The organism is Burkholderia sp. Bp8992 (assembly GCF_003853705.1).
Lineage (GTDB): Bacteria > Pseudomonadota > Gammaproteobacteria > Burkholderiales > Burkholderiaceae > Burkholderia.
The window spans coordinates 71974-94892 of record NZ_QTQI01000003.1; the positions used below are offsets into that span (position 1 = coordinate 71974).

A 22919-nucleotide genomic window follows, 5' to 3' on the forward strand; every position below is an offset into this window, starting at 1 on the left:
ATGCAAGCACGCAAAGGCCCCCTGAGCGGAATGACCGTCGTCGCGCTCGAACATGCGATCGCCGCCCCCTTCTGCACGCGCCAGCTCGCCGACCTCGGCGCGCGCGTGATCAAGGTGGAGCGCCCGGGTGTCGGCGATTTCGCGCGCGCCTACGATCAACGGACCCGCGGCCTCGCGTCGCATTTCGTCTGGACCAACCGGTCGAAGGAAAGCCTGACGCTCAACCTGAAGCAGCCCGCCGCGCAGGACGTGCTCGGCGAACTCGTGGCCCAGGCCGACGTGCTCGTGCAGAACCTGGCGCCCGGCGCGGCCGCGCGCATGGGCCTGTCGTTCGACGCGCTGCACGCGCGATACCCGCGCCTCGTCGTCTGCGACATCTCCGGCTATGGCAGCGACGGCCCCTATCGCGACAAGAAAGCCTACGACCTGCTGATCCAGAGCGAGGCCGCGTTCCTGTCGATTACCGGTACGCCCGACGAGCCCTGCAAGGCCGGCGTGTCGATCGCGGACATCGCGGCCGGCATGTATGCGTACACGGGCATACTCAGCGCGCTGCTGCAGCGCGGCCTCACGGGCGAAGGCTCGCACGTCGAAATCTCGATGCTCGAAGCGCTCGGCGAGTGGATGGGCTTCCCGATGTACTACGCGTATGACGGCCAGCAGCAGCCGGGCCGCAGCGGCGCGGCGCACGCGACCATCTATCCGTACGGCCCGTTCACGGCCGGCGACGGCCGCGTGGTGATGCTGGGCCTGCAGAACGAGCGCGAGTGGAAGGTGTTCTGCGATGCCGTGCTGCGCGACCCGGCGCTGGCGACCGACCCGCGCTTCGACGCCAACGTGCGCCGCTCGGAACACCGCACCGAACTGAAGGCCGTGATCGAAGCGGCATTTGCCGGCCTCACCGCGCAGGAAGTCATTGCACGCCTGGACGACGCGCAGATCGCCAATGCAGCCGTCAACCAGGTGGGCGATCTGTGGGCGCACCCGCAACTGCATGCGCGCCAGCGGTTTCGCACCGTCGATTCGCCCGCCGGCGAACTGCAGGCGCTGCTGCCGCCCGCCACGCTCGACAGCTTCGACGTGCGCATGGCCCCGGTGCCGGCGCTCGGCGAACACACCACGACCATTCTCCGCGCGCTCGGGCGCACCGATGCCGATATCGAACAATTGCGTGCCGCCGGCGCGATCTGAGCCATGTCCACGGTCTCTCTCCCCGTCCAGCACGCCCGCAGTCTCCTGTTCGTGCCGGCCACCCGGCCCGAACGCTTTGCGAAGGCGCTCGATTCGGGCGCCGACTGCATCGTCGTCGACCTCGAGGATGCGGTCGGCATCGACAGCAAGGACGACGCACGCGCGCGACTCGCGCAGCACCTGCCGCGGCTGACTTCGGCACAGCGCTCGCGCACCGTCGTGCGCGTGAACGCCGTCGGTACGCCGTGGCACGACGCGGATATCGCGCTGCTGCGCGACTGGATGCCGCAACGCGTTGCCGTGATGCTGCCGAAGTCGGAAGACCCGGACGCGCTGCGCGCCGTCGCCGCGCAGCTCGGTGATGAAGCGTGCATCGTCGCGCTGATCGAGTCGCTGGCCGGGCTCGATGCAGCGGATGCGCTGGCGCGCGATCCGCAGGTCGTGCGCCTGGCATTCGGCCACCTGGATTTCCAGCTCGACCTCGGCATGCGCGCGTCGCCCGACGAGCCGGAACTGGCCTTTGCACGCAATGCGCTCGTGGCCGCGTCGCGCCGTGCCCGGCTACCCGCGCCGATCGACGGCGTGACCGTTCGCACCGACGATGCCGTGCAGCTCGCGGCCGACGCCCGGCGCGCACGCGCGTTCGGCTTCGGCGGCAAGCTGTGCATTCACCCGACGCAGGTCGCCGTCGTGAACGACGCGATGGGTTATTCGGACACCGAACAGGCGTGGGCACGCCGCGTGATCGACGAAGCCGGGAAGCACGGCGGAGCGGTGTTCAACCTGGACGGCCGCATGGTCGATCTTCCGGTGATCCGGGCGGCCGAGGCCATTGTCGCGAGCATGCGGAAGTAAGTGCAATTTTCCGAACGATGGATGACGGCCGTCATCCATCGATGCCCGCTGACCGCCGCTCCGCTTTCGTCTGAACCGCCCTGGCAGACGGCCGGCCGCGTCATCTGAAGCTGGGAAAGAAGCGCCAGAGCACCTGCGGGCTCTGGATAAAAAATCGTCGGCAAGAACACATGCTCCGAGTGATCGCCTTGATTTTCGGGTGCAGGGAGAGTGAGGTAGTACCGCACGGTTGCTGCTCACCAGTAAGCCCCTGTTTGGGCGACTCGCCAGCATTCTAGAAATCCGATCTACGCCTTCGGGAATGTGGAGGTGCCCAACCGGGCATCCTCCGCCGAGCGGCATGTTGCAACGTCACCGTATCGATCCATCGACCAGGCAAGCGACCTCACTTCGGACGCACGGCACTTTTGCGAGGCGTCACGCGTCCCGGAGCCGATCCTGGTTCAGCCAGGTTTGCCCACCAAAATTCGGTAGCGTCCAGCCCGTAAATTGCCGAGATAAGCATAGCCGCTCCGACGATTGACGCCTTGCGGGCCGCCAGACGACACGTCGGCTTGCACGGTGCGCCCGTTGACGACCATCGTGCGACGCCCCTCTCCAACAGGAACGCCAACCGCCCCGGTCGTGCCAGGCGGCACGACGACCGTCAGTTCGAAGTCGACTCCCGAAGTCCGCCACTCGACTTCGATCCCGCCGTAAGGCGTCGGCACCCTCCCCCGCGCCCAGCGCACATCGCCCGGCTGGGGTTCGACGAGCCACGATCGATAGCCGGCCGAGAGTGGCCGCACACCGAGTACGTATTTCGACAATGCCGACGTCGGCCCTGACGACCAGCCGTGCGCGAGGCTTGCGTAGGTGTTGCCGGCGTCGGCAGGCGGAACGGGCGTGCCGTCAGGCGCGATCGCTTCCCAGGTCGCACCGCTGTAGTAAGGACTGCCGGCTCGCATATGCCCCCATACGGTGCGAATGATCGACAGTGCGCCTCCCGCATCGCCGGCTTCAAACCGCGCGGCAACGTCGAAACTGGAAACGAACGGGCTGATGATCTGGCTGAGAAGCGGCGGCGTCCGGTAATCAGGCGAAAATGCGAGCGGACCGTTGACGGTGGAAAGCGCAGTGCGCATCTTGCCGAGAATCGTCGCCCACCTGTCCCGCGGCGCAATACCGTAAAGCACCGCCAATGCATTTGCATCCTGGGCGACCGGACCGCGAATCTGGTCGCTGATGACGTACAGACCGCTACCGGAATCGTAGAGCGTCGTGTTGACCGCCCCACGCACGCGGGCTGCCTGCGCATCGTAGTCGCGCTGGGCGCCAAGGTCGGCCACGGCCGCGGCGAGCTTCGCCCCGCCACGCAGCGCACCGTAATACAGGGTGTTGAACTCCGTCACCGTCCCGGTCAACTTCGACGCATCGTGCGGGTGCCAGTCCGCTGAATTCGACGCATCCGTCACGATCAGGCCATTCGCATTGGTCAGACCGCGCAAATAGTCGAACGAACGGCGCACTGCTGCCCAATTCGAACGCACGAAGTCGAGATCGCCCGTGTACAGGTAATAGTCGTACAAGGTCGTCAGGAAATAGATCGAATAGGACAGCGAGTAATAGTACGCATCGGGCATTGCATCCGCGCGCGCCACGCCGGCTGCCAGTTGCGGCGGAAGATCGCCGGGGAACATGCCGTTCGATCGCTGATAGGCGGCAGCCAGCCCCAGGGAGCCGGCAACGGCGTCGGTCGCACCGGTCGAGTAGTAAATCGTGGGCGCGCTCACGGCCAGGTCGCCACTCCACACGTACCGGTCACGCTTCGCACCGTCGAGAATCGCGGCAAAGCGGTTCGTTCCCGCGGCGAAGGCGTCGAGGACAGCCGGATCCGTCAGCTTCGCATCGAGCAACGTACCGCCTGCGCCGGTAATCTTCAGGTTGCGGAACAGCCCTGCGCTGCCGTCGTATCCCGCGAAGCCGAATGAGCCCGGTGAAGGTATGGGTGCGTCGAGCACGAGCCGGTCGTCCACATAAACCTGCACGGCGCTTCCTGCCACGGTCTTCACGTGATGCCACGTGCCACGCTTGAGTTCGAACGGCAACGCGACCTGGGCCAGCGTGCCCGCCACGAAAGGATGCGTGAGCCGAAGCGTATTCGGGGTCCCGATAGCATCGTCGCTCGCGGCAAGTACCAGCCTGAATCCGCCGCTCGGACTCGCGCCGACCATCCAGCCAGCCTCGTTCTCCAGCACCTGGACGTCGAACTCCGCGGTGTAGCCGGTCCATTTCGTCCCGGCCTGGTAGATCGAGAATGTGCTGTCCCTGACGACCAGACCTTGGGGCGTCACGGTCCAGGTAGGCGGCAAGCTGCGTGCCGGAACCGTACCCAGCTCGACCGTGCGCGCCCCCAGATCCCAAATCTCGTTCAACGCCGGATCGCTGGACGTGAAATAGCCGGCGCGCTTTTGGGGTGCGGGGACGAGCGGACGGATACCCACGCGAGACAGCGTCACGCTGCCCGGCTGGGTCAGCCGGATGACCTGAAAGCGCTCTCCGCCCTGAACCAGGCGACTCACGATCAGCCCTGGGCCGCTCGGTCGATACGTGTTCACGCGCGACAGGCTCACCGCCCCGCCATTGCCGACGAAAGATACGTTGAACTCGGCGCCGTCCGGATAGGAGCCGTCTCCATTCGCGCCGAGGTACTGTTGGGCTTCCGCATAGACCGCCTGCAGCGCGGGACGCCCGGACACCGAGTTCACCAGGAACACCGGCAGACCACCGACCACTCGCCCGTAGTCCAGCGTGATGGTCGGAGACGGACCGCCCGGCGCCATCGTCAATGTCGTCGAGCCGCCCGTGGTCAACGCGTCGGCGTTGGCCACGTTACCCGCCGTGCTGATGACGCGAACCGGACGAATCAACTCGCCATCGGTGGTTTGCGCCATCACGCACGCGGGTCCGAATACCCAGACCGACACGGCAACGACCCATCCGCGCATGCCTTGAAACAGCGCCTGTCTGTTCATATTTGATTGATAGTTCGAAGATGCTGCGTTGAATGCGCGGGACCGGGTCGCGACGTGCGCGGCGTGGCCGCGAATGCGCAACACGGGATGCGTGAGCCGTGTCCCGCGGGACACCCCGCCCGACATCAGGCGGGGTCGCGGAGCTTGGGATCAGAAGTTGAATTGATCGATGTTGGACGCATCGAACGTCGTGGGCGGCCCGAGGATCACTTCTCCGCTCTTGCCGATCGTGCGCTTGCCAAGCTTGCCGGCCTCGAAACTCTCGCCTTCCTTGCCGGAGATCGCACCCGATGCGAGATTGGCGGCAGCATAGGCGGCGAGGTAGCCCAATTGGCCCGGATCCCAGAGCTGGAACGCCTTGACCGTGCCGTTCTTCACGAAGGCTCGCATCTGGTTCGGCGTGCCGAGCCCCGTCACCGCCACCTTGCCCTTGCTCGACGACGTCGAGATATAGCGTGCGGCGGCGGCGATACCGACCGAGGTCGGCGACACGATCGCCTTCAGGTTCGGGTAGGCCTGCAGCAAGCCCTGGGTTTCGACAAACGACTTCTGGTCGTCGTCATTGCCATATGCGATCTTGACGAGCTTCATCTTCGCGTATTCCGGCTTCTTCAATTCCTCCTGCATCCATTTGATCCAGGTGTTCTGGTTGGTGGCATTCGGCGTTGCCGACAGAATCGCGAACTCGCCCTCCCCGCCCATCAGCTTCGCGACGAGCTGGATCTGCCCGCGGCCGATACTCTCGGCGTTGGCCTGGTTGACGAAAACATTGCGGCCATCCGCCGCCGTGTCGGAATCGAACGTGACGACCTTGATGCCCTGCGACATCGCGCGCTTCAGATACGGCACGACCGCATTGGGATCGTTTGCCGCGATCACGATCGCATTCTGTCGCTGCGTAATCAGCGTATTGACATACTGAACCTGCGACGACGCGCCCGCGTCCGAAGGGCCGACCACCTTTCCGTCACCCTTGAACTCCTTGATGGCCGCCATCCCGCCTTCGTCGGCAATGACCTCGTACGGGTTGTTGATCTGCTTCGGCACGAACGCGATCTTCAGGCCGTCCTTCACGCCGGTTGCACCGGCGACACCCCCGACTCCGAACAACAGGCCGCAAACCGCGACGGTCGTCGCAATGCGCAGTGTCTTGATCATGCTACGTCTCCTATGAATCGCCGGGCCGCCCGCCCGGCGTTGTTGATATGCGTTGGGTTCACACTCGGCACACGGTGCCGTTCAATGTGCGATCGCGCGTCGCGCTCTGCGTGCCCGCCAGCCTGCGACGAGATTCGGAATCAGAACGGAAGACAGCAGCAACACGCCGGTGACGATCGTCAAGGTCTCGCTCGAGACGTCGACGAGCGTGAGCGCGTTCTTCAGGACACCGATAATCAGCAGCGACAGCAACACGCCGTACAACGAGCCGCGTCCGCCGAAGATACTCACGCCGCCGAACAACACGGCAGCGATGACAGCCAATTCGAACCCCTCGCCGTTGTCGCCGCGCGCGCTCGTAAAGCGGAGCGTGTAGACGATGCCCGCGATCGCGCTCATCACCCCCGACAACACGAACAGCTTCAGCTTCGTCTTCTTGACATCGATGCCCGAAAAAGCGGCCGCCTGGTTGTTGGATCCAATCGCATACAGGCTGCGACCCAATGCCGTCGCCTGCAGCAAAACGGTAAACAGCACGGCAGCGACGATGACGATGACGAATGGGTCGGGAATGAATGTCGCGCCTATCGTGCTCATCCCGAACGACGTGTAAGCCGCCGGGAAATCCGCAATCGCCTGGTCGCCGAGCAGCACGTATGCAAGGCCGCGAAACAGCGCGAGCGTACCGATGGTCACCGCCAGCGATGGCAGCCCGAAGCGGACGATCACCCAGCCATTGAAGAACCCGGCAAGCGCACCGCCAGCGAGCACCAGAATGATGACGACCGGCATCGGCAGGCCGAGATGCCAGAGCCCACCCATCAGCGCGCTCGATGCACCGAGGATCGACGCGACCGACAGGTCGATCTCGCCCGTCACGACAATCAGCGTCATCGTCAGCGCCATCAGCGAGATTTCGGTGATGTCGAGCAGGATGTTGGTCAAGTTGGCCACGTCGAGAAAGACCGGCGACAGCACGCGTGCCATCACCAGCGACGCTGCGAGTATGACGGCCAGCAGGACTTCCCAGCTCAGGGCAGTGGCGGATCGGCGGGCCGAAACCGCCGTGGATCGATTAACCATGGTCGCGTTTCCTCATCATGCGTTTTGCAATGGAGCGGGCGAGCAGCGTATCGGCGGCGACGGCCACCACGATCAGTGCGCCCTGGATCGCCTGCTCCCAGAACGGCGAGACGTGAAGCACCGCGAGCGCGATGCTGATGACACCGAGCACGACCGCGCCAAGCGTCGCGCCCAGGATCGTGCCGACGCCGCCATTGATGGCCACGCTGCCGACCACAGCTGCCGCGACCACCTGGAGTTCGATGCCCTTGCCCGTACTGGCATCGACCGTGCCGAAGCGTGCGAGCCAAAGTGCGCCGGCGAAGCCCGCGATCGCGCCGGAGATCATGAAGCCGGTCATGACTCGCCGATCGACCCGTATGCCGGCCAGCCGCGCCGCCTCCGGATTGGAACCGATCGCGTAATGCTCGCGCCCGCCGCGAAACTGCTTCAGATAGATCGACAATCCGGCAAGGACGGCGGCGGCAACCAGCGCCAGGACCGGAATGCCCAGGACCGAGCCGGTTGCAAGCCGCGAGAACGCATCGGGCAGGCTCGTGGCGTTGATCTGACCGCCGTGGACCCACGCATAGTCTGCACCACGAAAGATGTAGAGCGTCGACAGCGTCGCGACCAATGACGGGACGCGGCCGATGGCGACCAGACCGGCATTGATCGCACCTGCCGCCAGTCCGATGGCGAGCCCCGCCGCCAGCGCGACCGGTACCGGCATGGCCGGATACGCGACATAAAGGGCACCGACGCCATACGCGCTGATGCCGACCACCGAGCCGATCGACAGGTCGATGTGCCGCATCAGCATCACGACCGTCATGCCTGCGGTCAGCAGACCGACGATCGACACGTTCAGCAGCACGTCCCGCAGGTTCTGCATGCTGAGAAACTGCGGCCGGGCAAGTGCCGTGCATGCGACCAGCGCCACCAGGACGACGAACAATGTCGCCTCGCGGCGCCTCATGACCGCAGACAATCCGCCAGCCAGTGTCCCACGCCTCGGGAGGCGCCCTGTTCGATTCATCGTATTCGTTCCGCTTGTCATGCCGCCCGTCCCAGTTCGATATCGTCTTGCCCGAGCGCGGCCCGCATGATTCGCTCTTCGGTCGCGAACGCACGCGGAATCTCCGCGCTGATGCGACCTTCGTGCATCACGAGCACGCGGTCGGCCATGCCGAGCACTTCCGGCAGTTCGCTCGAAATCATCAGTACCGCCATGCCGTCCCTGACCAGCTCCGACAGCGCCCCATACACTTCCGCCTTCGCGCCGACATCGATGCCTCGCGTCGGCTCGTCGATGATCAGCACCTTCGGCCCCGTCGCCAGCCACTTGCCGAGCACCACCTTCTGCTGATTGCCGCCAGACAATGTGCCGACCGGCAACGTCAGGTCGCTCGCCTTCAGGCGCAAGCGCGCTCCCCACTCATGCGCGAGCACCACTTCACGCGCAGCGGAGATCAAACCGTACCGTGTCAGGCGGCCGAGCACCGTCATCGATGCGTTGCGCGCGATGCTGAGTTCCAGTGCGAGTCCTTGCTGACGCCGGTCTTCCGGAACCATCGCGAGCCCGGCCTTGATCGCCCGCCCGGGTTGACCGGGCGCGAGCACCTTGCCCGCCACGCGGATCTCGCCCGAATCGAGCGGGTCGATGCCGAAGATCGCGCGCGCCACCTCGCTGCGGCCGGCACCCACCAGGCCGGCCAGCGCGACGATTTCACCGGCGCGCACATCGAACGACACGTCCTTGAACACGCCGGTGCGCGTGAGTCCCCGCACCGCCAGCTTCACGTCGCCCGGCTCGACCTGCGCTTTCGGATAGAACGTCTCCAGATCGCGCCCCACCATCTTCGCGACGATGTCGGCCGTGGTCATGTCCGACGTGCGCGCGTCGAAAACCTTCGCGCCGTCCCGCATGATCGTCAGGTGCTGCGTCAACGCGAACACTTCCTCCAGACGGTGCGTGATGAACAGGATCGCCGCGCCCCGCTCGCGCAGCGTCCGCACGATCGCGAACAGTCGCTCGACTTCGGGAAGCGACAGCGCCGCGGTGGGCTCGTCCATGATCAGCACGTTTGCGTCGACCGACAGCGCCTTCGCGATCTCGATGACCTGCTGGTCCGCAATCGACAGGCCGCGCACCAGCTGCTGCGGTTTCAGGTTCACGCCCAGCGATACGAGCAACTCGGCCACTTCCCGGTGCATCGTGTCGTAATCGATGCGCCCGAACCGGTCGACGGGCTGCCGTCCCATGTAGATGTTTTCCGCGATCGACAGATCGAAGAAAAGCGTCGGCTCCTGATAAATCACCGCGATGCCGGCATCGCGCGCATCGGCCGGCGACGAAAATCGCCGCTCGGCTCCGTCGATGGTCAGCGTGCCCGTGTCGGGCGCATGGACGCCCGCGAGAATCTTCACGAGGGTCGATTTGCCTGCGCCGTTTTCGCCGAGCAGCGCGTGCACTTCGCCCGGCATCATCGCGAGGTTGCCGTCGATCAGCGCGCGCACCGCGCCGAACGACTTGCTGGCGCCGCTGAGCGCCAGCCGCGGCACGGCCGTGCCGCTTGAGGATGTCTGCACTGTTGTCTCCGTCGATATTGTCGTTGTGCGGCCGTCACGTGTTGCGGCGGCCGCCGTCACCGCTAGATTCGATAGATGCGCTCGGCGTTGGCGACGAACAATTGCCGGCGCTCGTCATCGCTCGCGCCTGCGACGATGCGCGCGTAGGCTTGCCACAACGCGTCGTACGAGCCGAACAGCCTGTCGACCGGAAAGTTCGACGCGAACATCGCACGCTCGATGCCGAAGGTATCCAGCGTCTCGAGCACATACGGACGCAGGCTTTCCACGGTCCAGTGATGATCGAACATCGCCAGCCCGCTGACCTTGACAGCCACGTTCGGGCACGCGGCCAGCGTTTTCAGACCCTCGCGCCATGCGCGATAGCCGGCGGGGCTGTCACGGTCGACGAACATTCCGGCGTGATTCAGCACGATCTGGATGTCCGGGTACATCCGCGCCAGCTGCGCCGCCTCGTCCATCTGCGATGGGTAGAGCTGCAAGTCGAACGACAGGCCGTATCGCGCAAGCAGTCCGAAGTTTTTCCGCCAGACCGGATCACGCAGGTAATGCCGTTGAACATAGCCGTACAGCGGGTTGTCATGCACGTTGAGGATCTGGCGAATACCGCGTATGTTTGCGAACGCAGCATGTCCGGCCAGCGTTGCCTCTACGTCGGATGCGCTCAGATCCGCCGCAGCGACGATGCCGTTCGGCCATCCGGCAGCACGGCCGTCGCCTGCATCGGCGAGCGCCTGCAGCCAGCGCGTCTCCTCGACCGGGTCGGCCGGATCGTGATTGGCCTCGACGTGCACGATCTTCACGATCTCGATCTCGCCCGCCTCGCTCAACAGATCATCGGGCAGGTAATCGTGCTTCAACAGCAGCGCATCGCCGACGAACGACGTTTCCGGATTCTCGAGCCACGGGTAGTGGTGCGTACCGGGCGACCAGAAATGCACATGGGGATCGATAACTTGCATGCTGCTTCTCCGTGTGCGGGTCAGGGAAGATAGAACATCGGGACCAGCGGTTTCTGTGCCGGTGCGCCGTCCGAACCGGTGGCCATGATGTCGGACATGAAGCCCCACCATTTGCGCATCACGTCGTCGGTCACGAGCTGGTCCATCCGGTGATCGCGCTCGCGCTTCAGCACGGCAAACAGATGGTTCGTCGCATCGTCGAGAAAAATCCAGTAGTCGCGAATGCCGGCCTCGTGAAGCGTGTCGACCAGCTCGGGCCAGATCTCCCGGTGGCGTCGCCTGTACTCCTCGCTCTGCCCGGGGTTCAGCACCATCCGGAAGGCGATCGTCTCCATGTTTGAATCTCCGTCGTGTCATGCCGTTTTTCGTGCGCCAGCGGCGTATGGCAGCGACTATAATTCCGCCACCGATAACAAACCAATCCGTATTCGTGATTGGGCGATCCACAAACCGAATCGCATTCCTCACATGAGTCCGCACGACGCCACCGTCTCTCTCATCAACCGCCTGAAGTTCAAGCACCTCGCGCTCCTCGTGGCGCTCGACGACACGCGCAACCTCCATCAGGCTGCGGACGAGATCAACGTCGCGCAACCGAGCGCGAGCCGCATGCTGGGCGATATCGAGGACGCATTCGGTTTCCGGCTGTTCGAGCGCAACGCCCGCGGCATGTCTCCTACCGCGCTGGGAGAGGTCGTGCTCACCTACGCTCGCCGCGCACTGTCCGACCTGACCCGCTTCGCCGAGGATCTGGACGCAAAGCGCCGCGGCGGGCACGGCCAGCTCACGGTCGGCGCGATCATGGGCGCCGCACCCGACGTACTGGCACTCGCCGTCGCCACGCTGAAAACCGAGCGCCCGCTCCTCAACATGCGGATCCTGGGCGAAACCAGCGATCAGATCGTTCAGCTCCTCTACCGACGCGATGTCGACCTTGCACTTGGCCGACTGACCGCATCGCTCCAGCACAACGACTTCAGCTTCGAGCCGCTCGCACGCGAGACGCTCGTGCTCGTCGTGCGCCCCCGACACCCGCTCGCCGACGTGTCCCGCGTGTCGCTCGACGAGCTCGTCGCATGGCCCTGGATCGCGCAGCCGGTCACGAGCCCCGCGCGCGCCATCCTGGAAGAGGAGCTTGCCCGCGCGAATCTGTCGACGCCGGCCAACATCACGGAATGCGGCTCGATCTTCGCCACCCTGCAGCTCGTCGGCACGTACGATGCCGTCGCAATGCTTCCCGAATCGGTCGTCCGCGACCACGTGCGCGCAAAGCTGCTCGTCGCACTGCCGATCGAGATCGGCAAGAGCCTGCCCGGCTACGGGATCCTCACACGCAAGGAGGAACCGCTGTCCGAGCCGGCGGTTCACTTCATTGCCCTGCTTCGCCGCTTCTCGCAGCCGATCGCGAACTGATCACGCGGGCCCCGAAGGCGGCCCTTCGCTCACTGCAGGTTCACGAACATCCCGCCATCGACCAGTAGCGCGGCACCCGTCACATAGCGTGCACGGTCGGACGCGAGGAACACCACGCAATCGGCAACGTCCTCGGGCTGCCCCAGCCTGCCGAGCGGGATGCGTTTCTCGAAATAGCGCCGCTTGTCTTCGTCCTCGAGATCCGCTGCGTTCAGATCGGTCGCGATCGTCCCCGGCATCACGGAATTGCAGCGAATACCGTACGGGCCGAGCGCGATCGCGCACGACTGCATCAACGAGTGCACGCCCGCCTTCGTCGGCGTGTAATGCGTCTGCATGCCGCCGCCCACGAGTGCGCTGATCGAACTGGTTGCGACGATCGCGCCGCCGGTTCCCTGCTCCTTCATCTGACGTGCGACCGCCTGCGTCACATAGAACGCACCGTTCAGGTTGACGCCGATCGTGCGCTCCAGGACCGACGGAGGCATGTCGAGAAACGCGTGAAACGGACAGATGCCGGCGTTGCTGGCCAGCACGTCGACCTTGCCGAACGCGTCGACCGCGTGGCGAACCAGGTCGATGCCGGTTTGCGGCAGCGCGACGTTGCCCTCGATCGCGATCGCGCGACGACCTGCGCGCTCGACTTCGGCGACGACTTCGGCAATGGCGGAGCGCCGCCCATACGACGCGTCGTTGTCGCCCCAGTAATTGACGACCACGTCCGCGCCTTCACGCGCGCTGGCGACGGCGATAGCCCGGCCGATGCCCCGCGAGCCCCCAGTGACGATGACGACCTTGTCTTCGAGCAGCACCTTGTTTCTCCTCGTTGCGTTCAATGCGTGTATGGACGAACCAGCGCGCACTCCGGATTGAGCCGCACGCCGAATCCCGGCCGGTCCGGCACCTTCATCCGCCCGTTGACCGGAACCGGTTCGTCGAGCAACAGCGGCGTGAACATCGGTACGACTTCGTCCGCGTTCGGTGCCATCATCAGGAACTCCGCGAACGGCGAATTGTGGCGCGTCACGACGAAATGGTAGCTGTACACCGATGAGCCGTGCGGTACCACCATCACGTTGTGCGCGTCCGCCAGCGCCGAAATCTTGATGAGCTCGGTAATCCCGCCGCACCAGCCGACGTCCGGCTGGATCAGGTCGCAACATCCCATTTCGAGCAGCATGCGGAAGCCCCACCGGGTCGCCTCATGCTCGCCCGTCGACACCATCATGCCGCGCGGAACGTTGCGCCGCAGTTCCGCATAGCCCCAGTAGTCGTCGGGCGGCAGGCATTCTTCGATCCACTTCAGACCGTATTCATGGGCGGCGTTGGCGAGGCGCGTCGCATAGCGCACGTCGAGGCTCATCCAGCAGTCGAACATCAGCCAGAAGTCGTCGCCGACGCGGTTGCGCATGTCGGCGAGTTTCTCCAGGTTCTTCCTGAGTCCTTCCTCGTTCTCGGCCGGACCGTGCTGCAACGGCATCTTGCCGCCGATGAAGCCCATCTGCTTCGCGAGATCCGGGCGAGCGCCGGTGGCGTAGAACATCAGCTCGTCGCGTACCGGGCCGCCGAGCAGCTGATAGACGGGTTCGCCACGCACCTTGCCGAGCAGATCCCACAACGCGAGATCGACGCCGGAGATCGTGTTGAGCACGACGCCCTTGCGCCCATAGTAGAGCGTCGCGTAATACATCTGGTCCCACATCGTCTCGATGTCGGTCACACACCGGCCCTCGAGGAAACGCGCGAGATGCCTTTCGACGATGAACGCGCCGATTTCGCCGCCCGTCGTGACCGCGAAGCCCACACTGCCGTCGCTCGCTTCGATCTCGACCACGAGCGTACCGAGGACGTTGATGCCGAACGACCGCCGGCTCTGACGGTATTCCGGGTAACGCGACATCGGCGTGGCGATGTGGTCGTCGATCCAGTGTCCGTCGTCCTGATCGTGATAATCCGCGCCGCCGCCGCGAACGGTGAACGCACGCACATGCTTGATGGTGGGCATGGCCATGAAGAATAAGCTCCGAATGTTTTGGCTGGGTTACCGCATGCGCTGGACAGGCGGTTTGAATGGATCGGCGGCAATGCCGACGGATCGACGCGGCACGATGACCGCAATCAGCAACGCCGCCAGCAAGCTGGCAAGCGCGAGAACCTGCAGCCCGGCCGCCCCTGCACCGAACCAACGATCGGCCGATGCGCGCAGCGTCGGTGCGATGAATCCGCCCAGGCTGCCGAGTGAATTGATGAGCGCGATCCCGCCCGCGGCGGCCGCCCCGGTCAGGTCTCGCGCGGGAAACGTCCAGAACAGCGGCTGGGCGGCAATGAAGCCGCTCGCGGCCGCGCACAGCCCGGCGAGCGCGACGAGTGGCGCAGGCGCAATGCCCGACAGCGCAATGCCGGCGGCGGCACACACGAGCATGACGATCGCCCAGCGCCGATGTCCGCTCGAGCGCTCCGCCAGGCGCGGTACCCACCATGCGGCGCCCAGCGCGCATAACCACGGCACTGCGGTGACCAGCCCGACTTCGAAGCCGACACGTCGGCCGAGCAATGCACCGACTTGTTGCGGCAGAAAGAAGATGACGCCATACACGCTCATCTGGATCAACGCATAGATGGCCGCATAAGCCAGCACACGCGCGTTCGTCATGGCAGCCATCACGCTGCGTGGGCCATGTTGCGTCGCGATCTTCGCATCCTGCTCGATCGCGTCGACCAGCACGCGGCGAGCCGGCACACCGAGCCATTGCGCGTCGGCCGGCGCATCGTCGAGATAGCGAAGCGCCCATACCCCGACCAGCGACGCCAGCCCGCCCTCCACGATGAACATCCAGCGCCAGCCGGCCAGGCCGAATGCGCCATGGAGATCCAGCAACAACCCCGACAAGGGCGCGCCGAAGATGAACGCCAACGGCGCGCCGAAATAGAACACGCCGATCGCGCGGGCACGTGCCGATTGCGGAAACCAGTTCGTCAGGTAATAAATGATCCCCGGGAAGAACCCTGCTTCGGCAACGCCCAGCAGAAAACGCAATACGTAAAAGGTGGTTGCGCTGTTCGTGAACGCCATTCCCGCCGACACGAGCCCCCATGTGACCATGATCCGGCACATCCAGATTCGCGCCCCGACCCGATGCATGATCAGGTTGCTCGGTACCTCGAGCAGCGCGTAGCCGACGAAGAACACGCCTGCGCCAAAAGCGAATGCCGCATCGGACAGGCCGGCATCGCGTTGCAGTGCGTGCTGGGCAAAGCCGACATTCGTCCGGTCGAGAAATGCGAGGACATACATCAGCAACAGGAACGGCAGCAACCTCCGCATGACCCTGCCGACCGTCTGCTCGACAGTGGGTTGCGTCGCGTGCATCGTGGTGTCTCCTTGTCCGGGCGGTCGCTCCGCCCTGTATCGTGCGACCCGCTTGGCGCGGGTCGACTACCGTCGATCAATAGGTGGCGCGACCGCCCGACAGGTCGAATACGGCCCCGGTGCTGAATGCGCAATCCTCGGACGCGAGCCACAGGATCAGCGAAGCAGCCTCTTCCGGCATCAGGAAGCGGTTCATCGGTATCTTCGACAGCATGTAGTCGATATGCTGCTGCGACATCGAGTCGAAGATCTCGGTCTTCGCTGCCGCGGGCGTGACTGCATTCACGAGGATGCCGCGGGTCGCCAGCTCCTTGCCGAGCGATTTCGTGAGGCCGATCAGGCCGGCCTTCGAGGCGCTGTAGTGCGATGCGTTCGGATTGCCTTCCTTGCCGGCCACCGATGCGATGTTGACGATGCGGCCGTAGCCCTTCTCGAGCATTCGCGGCACCACGGCGCGGCAGGTCAGATACGAGCCGATCAGGTTCACGTCGATCACGCGGCGCCAGACCTCGGGCGGCAGTTCCCACGTCAGACCGTTGCCCCCCGTGATACCGGCGCTGTTGATCAGCACGTCGATCGCACCGTGCCGCTCGAACGTGGCCGTGGCCGCGGCGTCGACGGACGCTTCGTCGGTCAGTTCGACGATCACGGTCGACACGGTGCCGAGTTCCGACAGTTCGCGCTGGCTGCGTGCGAGCCGATCCCCGTCGACGTCCCACAACGACACCGCCGCACCGGAGCGCAGCGCGCGCTGCGCGACCGCATAGCCGATGCCGCGCGCGCCGCCCGTGATCACGACCACACGGCCGCTCAATTCGATCTGGTTCATCGCGCCTCCGGGATACGTGCGGCAACCGTGCGTTGCTGCTGCTCGCCAAGTCCGTCGATACCGAGCCGCATGGTCTGGCCCGCGCGAAGAAAGACCGGCTCCGGCTTCTGGCCCAACCCGACGCCGGGCGGCGTACCGGTGGAAATCACATCCCCCGGCTGCAGGCTCATGAACTGGCTGATATAGGAAACGAGCGTGGCGACGTCGAAGATCATCGTCCGCGTGCTGCCATCCTGGTAGCACTTGCCATCGACCTCGAGCCACAGGCGCAGCGACTGGGGATCGGGGATCTCGTCGCGCGTGACGAGCCACGGGCCGAGCGGGCCGAACGTGTCGCATCCCTTGCCCTTGTCCCACTGCCCGCCGCGCTCCAGCTGGTACGCGCGCTCGGATACGTCATTGACGACGCAGTAGCCGGCGACGTATTCCAGTGCGCGTTCGCGCGACACATAGCGAGCCTCGCGACCGATGACGACACCCAGTTCGACTTCCCAGTCGACCTTCTCCGCGCCAGGGGGGATCTCGACGTCGTCGTGCGCGCCGACGATCGCGCTCGTCGCCTTCATGAACAGTACCGGCTCCGTCGGGACGGCCATGTTCGACTCCGCGGCGTGATCCGAATAGTTCAGGCCGACGCAAATCATCTTGCCGACCCGGCCGACACACGGGCCGATCCGGACGTTGGCCGGTGCGAGCGGAAGCGACGCCGCATCGAGCGCCGCGAGGCGGCGCAAGTTCTCGTCGGAAAGTGCGTCCAACGCGATGTCTTCCACGTGACCCGACAGATCGCGAATTCGACCGTCCCCGTCAATGACGCCGGGTCGCTCATCGCCCGGCACACCAAAGCGCACCAACTTCATGCAACGTCTCCTCATGTGAATTGAATGTCCTCTGCAGGGCCCATGTTGAAGCCCCGGCAATAGCGGAACAATCCGAAATTCGCATGAAGCGATAGCCAAACCGAATCGATCGGTCAGCGCGGCCTTTCGGCGTCATGTAGCCGCTCGGCCGAGATGCCGTGCTTGGCAAAGGCAGCCAAGTTGAACGTCCGTCCTGGACGGAGTGACGCAGGGTTTCTGCAGGCGCCGAGTTGTCCGGACTCAACGCGTCAATCGCCCCGCCTCTTGATACCGCCGGTCAACAACGAGATCGCGGTACCCAGTAGATCGTCGATGTGATCGACATCCAGTCGAAGGCTGTCGGGGCGCCACATCAGGCTGATCACGCCATTCATCATTGCCCACAGCGCCGTCGACGCATGCTCCGGCTCGATGTCTGCATGCACCCACCCTTCGTCGATACCTCGGCTGATCAATGCGGCCAATTTGGCGTTTTGCTGCCTGATCAGGGCAGCAATGCGCGCGAGCGCTTCCGGCTCATTCGGTGGTTCGACAAGGATACGGAACTGGTGCGGGCGCTCCTTGGCGAACCGCGCGTACGCAGCTGCCACACAACGTAGTTTCGTCTCCACATCGCCATCGGATGCATAGGCCGCGTCCATGTACTCGCGGTTTTCCTCCAGCGCGCGCTCCGCCACGGCAATGAGCAACGCGGAACGGCCACCTACACGGTTATAGAGCGTCTGCACTGCAACATCCGCCCGGGTCGCAACCGCTTCAGGCGTAACCGCGTCCAGTCCGCCCTCCGTCAGCAAAGTCTCGGCGGCTTGCACGATCGCCAGGCGGGTCGCGGCTGCCCGGCGCTGAGTTCTGGATTCCATACGGGGTTTTCCCTCATTAATTGGAACGTATTGCAATCTTAGAATGCATTCCAACATTGGATTTCGATCTAGCATTTTACATCTTGGAGGGACACATGGCCGGGCGGACAAGTATCGAGTTCGTGGCTGGCGGCCGCGGAGAACATTGCCGTGGCTGGCTGTACGAACCTCGCGGGACAGGCCCGTTTCCTGTCATCGTGATGGCGCACGGGCTGGGCGGAATCAAGGAAATGCGGCTCGACGCCTATGCGCAGCGCTTTTGCGCGGACGGCTACGCGTGCGTCGTGTTCGACTATCGACATTTCGGCGCGAGCGACGGCTCCCCTCGCCAACTGCTAGATATCGATCGTCAACTGGAGGACTGGTCGGGTGCGATCGCTTTTGCACGCGGACACAGCAATCTCCGTCCGGATCAGGTGGTCCTGTGGGGAACATCCTTCGGCGGCGGTCATGTGATTCTTTCCGCAGCACGCGACCGGACGATTGCTGGTGCCATCGCGCAATGCCCGTTCACGGACGGGGTCGCGTCGTTGTTCGCGTTGAACTGGCGTAGCGCGCTCAAGGTCACCGCGCTCGCTCTGTGCGATGCAGTGCTATCCCTCGTCGGCGGGGCGCCGGTGATGGTGCCGACGGCGGGTCGGCCCGGTTCTGCCGCGTTGATGACCGCACCGGATGCCCTGGATGGTTATCTCGCGCTGGTACCTGACGGTACTGCATTTCGCAATCAGGTCGCAGCACGCTTCGGCCTGAACATCGTTCGGCACCGACCCGGTCGCAAAGCAGGCGACATTTCCTGTCCGATTCTGTTTTGCGTTTGCGAAGCCGACTCCGTCGCTCCGGCGGGGCCGACGAAACGGTACGCCCGGCGCGCGCCCCAAGGGGAAGTGCGCATGTATCGGGCCGGCCACTTCGACATCTATGTAGGCAAGGACTTCGAACAGGTGGTCGCCGACCAGCTGGCATTTCTCCACCGTCACGTTCCTACGAAGCAAGGAGGCACGCATGTCGACTTATAAGTTGGCGAACAAGGTGGTGGCCATTACCGGTTCCACCGGAGGCCTGGGATCGGCCCTGGCCGAAGCGCTGCATGCACGGGGCGCGCGTCTCGCACTTTTCGATCTGGAGGCAGACAGGCTCACGGCGCAAACTCGCGGCTTCGGCCACCCTTCCGACGTTCTTGGCTGGACTGCCGACGTCCGCGATTTCGAAAGCCTCGAAGCCGCCATGGCCAATGCGGCGCATCACTTCGGCCGGATCGATGTGGTCATCGCAAACGCGGGCATCGACACCATGGCCCCGATGGCCACCATCGACCCGGCCGCGTTTGATCGTGTCATCGACATCAACCTCAACGGCGTGTGGCGTACGTTCCGTGCCGGCTTGCCATTCGTCCAGCAACAGCGCGGCTACATGCTGGCGATTTCGTCAATGGCCGCGTTTGTGCATTCGCCGCTACAGGCGTCCTATACGGCCAGCAAAGCGGGCGTCTGGGCGATGTGCGACAGCATCCGTCTGGAGCTTCGTCATCTGGGTATCGGGGTCGGCAGCGCGCATCCGACGTTCTTCCCGACGCCGCTGATGGACGATGTCGTTGCCGATCCTGCCGGCCGGGCATTGTGGGGAGGCAACGATCGAGGCTTCTGGAAGATGATCCCGCGCGAGCAGGTCGTGCAGAACATCGTGGCAGGCATCGAGCGCCGCGCGGACATGATCGTCGTCCCGAAGATCAACACGATCGTGGCCAAGGCACCCGGCTTCTTCAGGCGCTTCGTCGAACGCACTGGCTTTCGCGGCGAGGACATCGAACGCGCCATCAGTCTCGCGTCGGCAACTGGCTGGAACGATTCGACCGCGCACGCCCCGGCGAAATGAATGGCAATCCGGTGGCCGCGGTAACCGATCGGCTCCGCAAGATAAGCGGAGCCGATGGCCCGGCATCCATCGCCCCTTGTTTGCGCAGCAATGGAAATCCAATGGCAGAGGAGCAGTACAAAGTGGCTTACGATCTTCAGGAAAAAGTCGTGCTTATCACGGGTGCTGCAGGCGGCATCGGCGCTGCGACCGCGCGTGCGTTGCATGCATGTGGTGCACGCCTCGTTCTAACCGATGTGACGCAGGCTTCAGTGGACCGCCTCGCCGCGGAGTTTGACTCCGAGCGCACGCTCGCCCTGGCGCTCGATGTTACCGATGCTGCCGCCACCAAGGCGGTCGTGCAACACGCCGTCGACCGATTCGGTCGCCTCGACATTGCGTTCGCCAATGCGGGCATTTCATGGCACGATGTGCCCGCCACCGTGTACAGCTGCGATGAACAGGAGTTCGAACGAATCGTCGAGGTCGACCTGCTCGGCGTCTGGCGCACGATCAAGGCTGCCTTGCCGGAGATCGTGCGCAATCGAGGCCAGGTCCTGGTCACCGCGTCGGTCTATGCGTTCGTGAATGGCATGGTCAATGCGCCTTACGCAGCGTCCAAAGCCGGAGTCGAGATGCTCGCGCGTTCGCTGCGCGCCGAGCTAGGCGGCACCGGGTCCACCGCGAGCGTGCTCTATCCGGGATGGGTGGCTACAGCAATTGCCAAGGTCGGCTTTGGCGGAAATGCGCTAGCGACGAAATTGATTGAAAAAGGGTTTCCTGCACCGTTGCGGCGACCGATACAACCGGATGACGTCGCCAAGGCCGTCATCAAAGGGCTGCGAGCCCGCCAACCGCGCATCGTCGCCCCGTTCCGGTGGGCACCGCTTTCGTGGATGCGAGGGTTCTTCAACATCGTGACCGACTGGCATCTCGGGCGACAACACGAGATGCACGAGTTGATGCGTGAGCTTGAGCGCGGCCGAGATCGTCCAGCCGGGCCCGGTAAAAGGCGGGATGCAGCATCCGTTCCTGCGCCGGCGCCAAGGGCCTGAAGCCGTCACATTTCCGTCGGAGGGCATGACGAAGGTGCATGCCGGACACGCTCACCAAGAGATGCAAGATCAGGGGGCTCGCGCGGGCGGTCTCAAGCGTGAGCGGCAACGCGCGCTTGAGCGCGCCGGTGGTCGCCGCGGCGAACTCGGTGCGGAGCAGCCCGGTGCGGGGCTCGTTGAGCATGGCACATGGACTGGAAGCGCGCGTACCCTTCAGCGATACCGAAGTTCTGAACCTGGCTGCCACCATTCCGGCCGAGCTGGCGCTACGTGATGGCGTGGAAAAGGCCATGCTGCGTGAAGCGTCGCGCGGTGCGTTGCCGGAAGCCGTGCGCCTGCGCAGGAAGTCGGCCTTACCCAAGGATCAAGGCAACGGCGAGTCATTGCGCCAGCACACGCGCGAAATACTCGCAACGGACGCCGACCGCATCGCCGGCTTGCTCGACGTACCGCGGCTGCAGCGCCGCTGCGCCGATCCGTCCCCGCAGAACGAGCACGAGCGGGCGGTAATGTTTCGGGCTTGCTCGCTGGCGCACCGGTCGCGGGTTTACGGCGTGAGCATGCCATGAGGCGAGCCTTGTTTTGCGCGGTGCCCGAGAAGGAGCGTCTCAATCATTGCATCGAACCCGACCAGCGCTTGCGAAGCGATAGGCTTCGAGGTGGCGTTCTACGCGCTTGCCATCCTGGACCATAACGAAGTTCTTTGAAGGGCTCGAACGCGTTCGACGAGAGTCGTAGGCGTACGGCGGCCCCGCCTTCGCCGCGCCAGGAAAATGCTTTCTACGAATCGTTGGTTTGAGCGGCGCGGCGCTGCCCGTAGCATGGGCGCGTCACCCTCCCTCCAGCATCGGAATGTCCGCGCAAACAGACAAGGTCGTCCATTGGCTGCTCTCCAGCCTGGAGCCCAGAAGCCAGCTCTTTCACGTCGGCCAGTATTGCGGCGACTGGCAGGCGTCGACCGCCGGCCGCGCCAAGGCGAGCTTCCACATCATCCTGCACGGTACCGCATGGCTTCACTTTGCCGACGGGCGCGACAGCATCCTCGTCTCCGAGGGTGAAGCGGTCTTCCTGCTGCGCGACGTCCCGCACTGGCTGTCGCCGAGCGCGGTGAATCCGATGGCCGGCACTGTCGCCGGCGGTCTGCCCGTCGAGCGGCGCGGATCGATGCAACCGCTCGACCCGGCGGTCGACGGCAGCGTCGGGCTCGCGTGCGGCGTCATCGAATTCCACTCCACCCTCTCACGCGCGATCGTGTCGCTGTTTCCGGCGTGCCTGATCGTGCGGCGCGGCGACGGCGCCCATCGCGGCATCCATGGGTTGTTCGACCTGATTCGCGCCGAGGGCCGGCATGGCGTCGACGAACCTTCGCCGCTGATCGACAAACTGGTCGAACTGCTGCTGTTCTACGCAGTCCGTGACGCCGCAGGGCACGATTCCGTGGCCAGCGGGCTCGCGTCGCTGATGCAGCGGACCGGCTTCGGCACGCTGGTGGCCGCGATCATCGACGCGCCGGGCGACGCGTGGACCACCGGGTCGATGGCCGCGTTCGCCAACATGTCGCGCACCGCCTTCTGCAAGCACTTCAGCGAAGCGTCGGGCCATTCGCCGATGCAATTCGTCACGCTGGTGCGCATGCGGCTCGCGGCGGACCTGTTGCAGCAGGGCTTGCCGATTTCGCGCGCGGGCGAGCGCGTCGGCTATCAGTCGGAGTCCGCATTCGCGCACGCATTCAAGCGCACGATGGGCATGCAGCCCGGCGCATGGCGTCGCGACCGCGACGGCGCTTCGCAATCGGCCGCCCGCCTGCACTAGCCGGACGGCGCGACGGCGCTTCGCGGGACGAATGC

General features: G+C 64.7%; 21 protein-coding genes. 8 read left to right on the plus strand and 13 right to left on the minus strand.

The window, feature by feature from the left end:
• Positions 1 to 1191 carry a CaiB/BaiF CoA-transferase family protein gene (locus DIE03_RS05500; protein ID WP_124448272.1) on the plus strand — a complete coding sequence of 397 codons (1191 nt, stop codon included), beginning with the start codon at positions 1 to 3 and terminating at the stop codon, positions 1189 to 1191.
• 3 nt (positions 1192 to 1194) lie between these two features.
• The gene (locus DIE03_RS05505; protein ID WP_124448274.1) at positions 1195 to 2046 is read left to right on the plus strand and encodes a CoA ester lyase; all 852 of its coding nucleotides are present in this window, start codon (positions 1195 to 1197) and stop codon (positions 2044 to 2046) included.
• Between the two features lie 443 nt (positions 2047 to 2489).
• On the opposite strand, the gene DIE03_RS05510 is transcribed toward DIE03_RS05505, so the two are convergent.
• From DIE03_RS05510 to rhaM, 7 genes are all read right to left on the minus strand, one after another.
• Positions 2490 to 5060: an alpha-L-rhamnosidase C-terminal domain-containing protein gene (locus DIE03_RS05510; RefSeq protein ID WP_185658108.1), complete on the minus strand. Its 2571-nt coding sequence runs from the start codon at positions 5058 to 5060 to the stop codon at positions 2490 to 2492.
• A gap of 150 nt (positions 5061 to 5210) precedes the next feature.
• Entirely contained in the window at positions 5211 to 6218 is a 1008-nt protein-coding gene (gene rhaS, locus DIE03_RS05515; protein ID WP_124448278.1) for a rhamnose ABC transporter substrate-binding protein, read from the minus strand.
• Between the two features lie 81 nt (positions 6219 to 6299).
• A complete protein-coding gene (locus DIE03_RS05520) occupies positions 6300 to 7301 on the minus strand; it encodes an ABC transporter permease (protein ID WP_124448280.1) in 1002 nt (333 codons plus the stop codon).
• Positions 7294 to 8259, minus strand: coding sequence for an ABC transporter permease (locus tag DIE03_RS05525; protein WP_409364411.1), 966 nt, complete (start codon positions 8257 to 8259; stop codon positions 7294 to 7296). The genes DIE03_RS05520 and DIE03_RS05525 overlap by 8 nt, the downstream gene beginning before the upstream one ends.
• Before the next feature lie 77 nt (positions 8260 to 8336).
• The gene (locus tag DIE03_RS05530) at positions 8337 to 9872 is read right to left on the minus strand and encodes a sugar ABC transporter ATP-binding protein (protein WP_185658109.1); all 1536 of its coding nucleotides are present in this window, start codon (positions 9870 to 9872) and stop codon (positions 8337 to 8339) included.
• Between the two features lie 62 nt (positions 9873 to 9934).
• The gene (locus DIE03_RS05535) at positions 9935 to 10834 is read right to left on the minus strand and encodes an amidohydrolase (RefSeq protein ID WP_124448284.1); all 900 of its coding nucleotides are present in this window, start codon (positions 10832 to 10834) and stop codon (positions 9935 to 9937) included.
• A gap of 20 nt (positions 10835 to 10854) precedes the next feature.
• Positions 10855 to 11169 (minus strand): L-rhamnose mutarotase, encoded by a 315-nt coding sequence (rhaM, locus tag DIE03_RS05540; RefSeq protein ID WP_060210706.1) that lies wholly within the window; start codon positions 11167 to 11169, stop codon positions 10855 to 10857.
• 133 nt (positions 11170 to 11302) lie between these two features.
• Here rhaM and DIE03_RS05545 point away from each other — a divergent pair, with 133 nt between their 5' ends.
• A complete protein-coding gene (locus DIE03_RS05545; RefSeq protein WP_124448835.1) occupies positions 11303 to 12247 on the plus strand; it encodes a LysR family transcriptional regulator in 945 nt (314 codons plus the stop codon).
• Between the two features lie 29 nt (positions 12248 to 12276).
• Here the strand turns inward: DIE03_RS05545 and DIE03_RS05550 are convergent, their stop codons facing one another.
• The 6 genes from DIE03_RS05550 to DIE03_RS05575 form a co-directional block, all read right to left on the minus strand.
• Positions 12277 to 13059, minus strand: a complete 783-nt coding sequence (locus DIE03_RS05550; protein ID WP_012363568.1) for an SDR family NAD(P)-dependent oxidoreductase — start codon at positions 13057 to 13059, stop codon at positions 12277 to 12279.
• 20 nt (positions 13060 to 13079) lie between these two features.
• On the minus strand, positions 13080 to 14258 hold the full coding sequence (gene rhmD / locus DIE03_RS05555; RefSeq protein WP_124448286.1) for an L-rhamnonate dehydratase: 1179 nt from the start codon (positions 14256 to 14258) through the stop codon (positions 13080 to 13082).
• Between the two features lie 30 nt (positions 14259 to 14288).
• A complete protein-coding gene (locus tag DIE03_RS05560) occupies positions 14289 to 15617 on the minus strand; it encodes an MFS transporter (protein WP_124448288.1) in 1329 nt (442 codons plus the stop codon).
• 76 nt (positions 15618 to 15693) lie between these two features.
• Positions 15694 to 16446 carry an SDR family NAD(P)-dependent oxidoreductase gene (locus tag DIE03_RS05565; protein WP_124448290.1) on the minus strand — a complete coding sequence of 251 codons (753 nt, stop codon included), beginning with the start codon at positions 16444 to 16446 and terminating at the stop codon, positions 15694 to 15696.
• On the minus strand, positions 16443 to 17306 hold the full coding sequence (locus tag DIE03_RS05570) for a fumarylacetoacetate hydrolase family protein (protein WP_124448292.1): 864 nt from the start codon (positions 17304 to 17306) through the stop codon (positions 16443 to 16445). Before DIE03_RS05570 ends, DIE03_RS05565 begins: the two co-directional genes overlap by 4 nt.
• Before the next feature lie 248 nt (positions 17307 to 17554).
• The gene (locus tag DIE03_RS05575; RefSeq protein WP_124448294.1) at positions 17555 to 18166 is read right to left on the minus strand and encodes a TetR/AcrR family transcriptional regulator; all 612 of its coding nucleotides are present in this window, start codon (positions 18164 to 18166) and stop codon (positions 17555 to 17557) included.
• Positions 18167 to 18261: 95 nt separating this feature from the next.
• Here DIE03_RS05575 and DIE03_RS05580 point away from each other — a divergent pair, with 95 nt between their 5' ends.
• The 5 genes from DIE03_RS05580 (at position 18262) to DIE03_RS05600 (ending at position 22884) form a co-directional block, all read left to right on the plus strand.
• Complete coding sequence (locus DIE03_RS05580; RefSeq protein ID WP_124448296.1) at positions 18262 to 19182, plus strand: alpha/beta hydrolase; 921 nt, start codon at positions 18262 to 18264, stop codon at positions 19180 to 19182.
• Positions 19169 to 20038 carry an SDR family NAD(P)-dependent oxidoreductase gene (locus DIE03_RS05585; protein WP_124448298.1) on the plus strand — a complete coding sequence of 290 codons (870 nt, stop codon included), beginning with the start codon at positions 19169 to 19171 and terminating at the stop codon, positions 20036 to 20038. The genes DIE03_RS05580 and DIE03_RS05585 overlap by 14 nt, the downstream gene beginning before the upstream one ends.
• A 101-nt stretch (positions 20039 to 20139) precedes the next feature.
• Complete coding sequence (locus DIE03_RS05590) at positions 20140 to 21072, plus strand: SDR family NAD(P)-dependent oxidoreductase (protein WP_260434807.1); 933 nt, start codon at positions 20140 to 20142, stop codon at positions 21070 to 21072.
• Positions 21073 to 21110: 38 nt separating this feature from the next.
• On the plus strand, positions 21111 to 21641 hold the full coding sequence (locus DIE03_RS05595) for an asparagine synthase C-terminal domain-containing protein (protein WP_260434808.1): 531 nt from the start codon (positions 21111 to 21113) through the stop codon (positions 21639 to 21641).
• Between the two features lie 283 nt (positions 21642 to 21924).
• Positions 21925 to 22884, plus strand: a complete 960-nt coding sequence (locus DIE03_RS05600) for an AraC family transcriptional regulator (protein ID WP_124448837.1) — start codon at positions 21925 to 21927, stop codon at positions 22882 to 22884.
• The last annotated feature ends 35 nt before the right edge of the window (positions 22885 to 22919 follow it).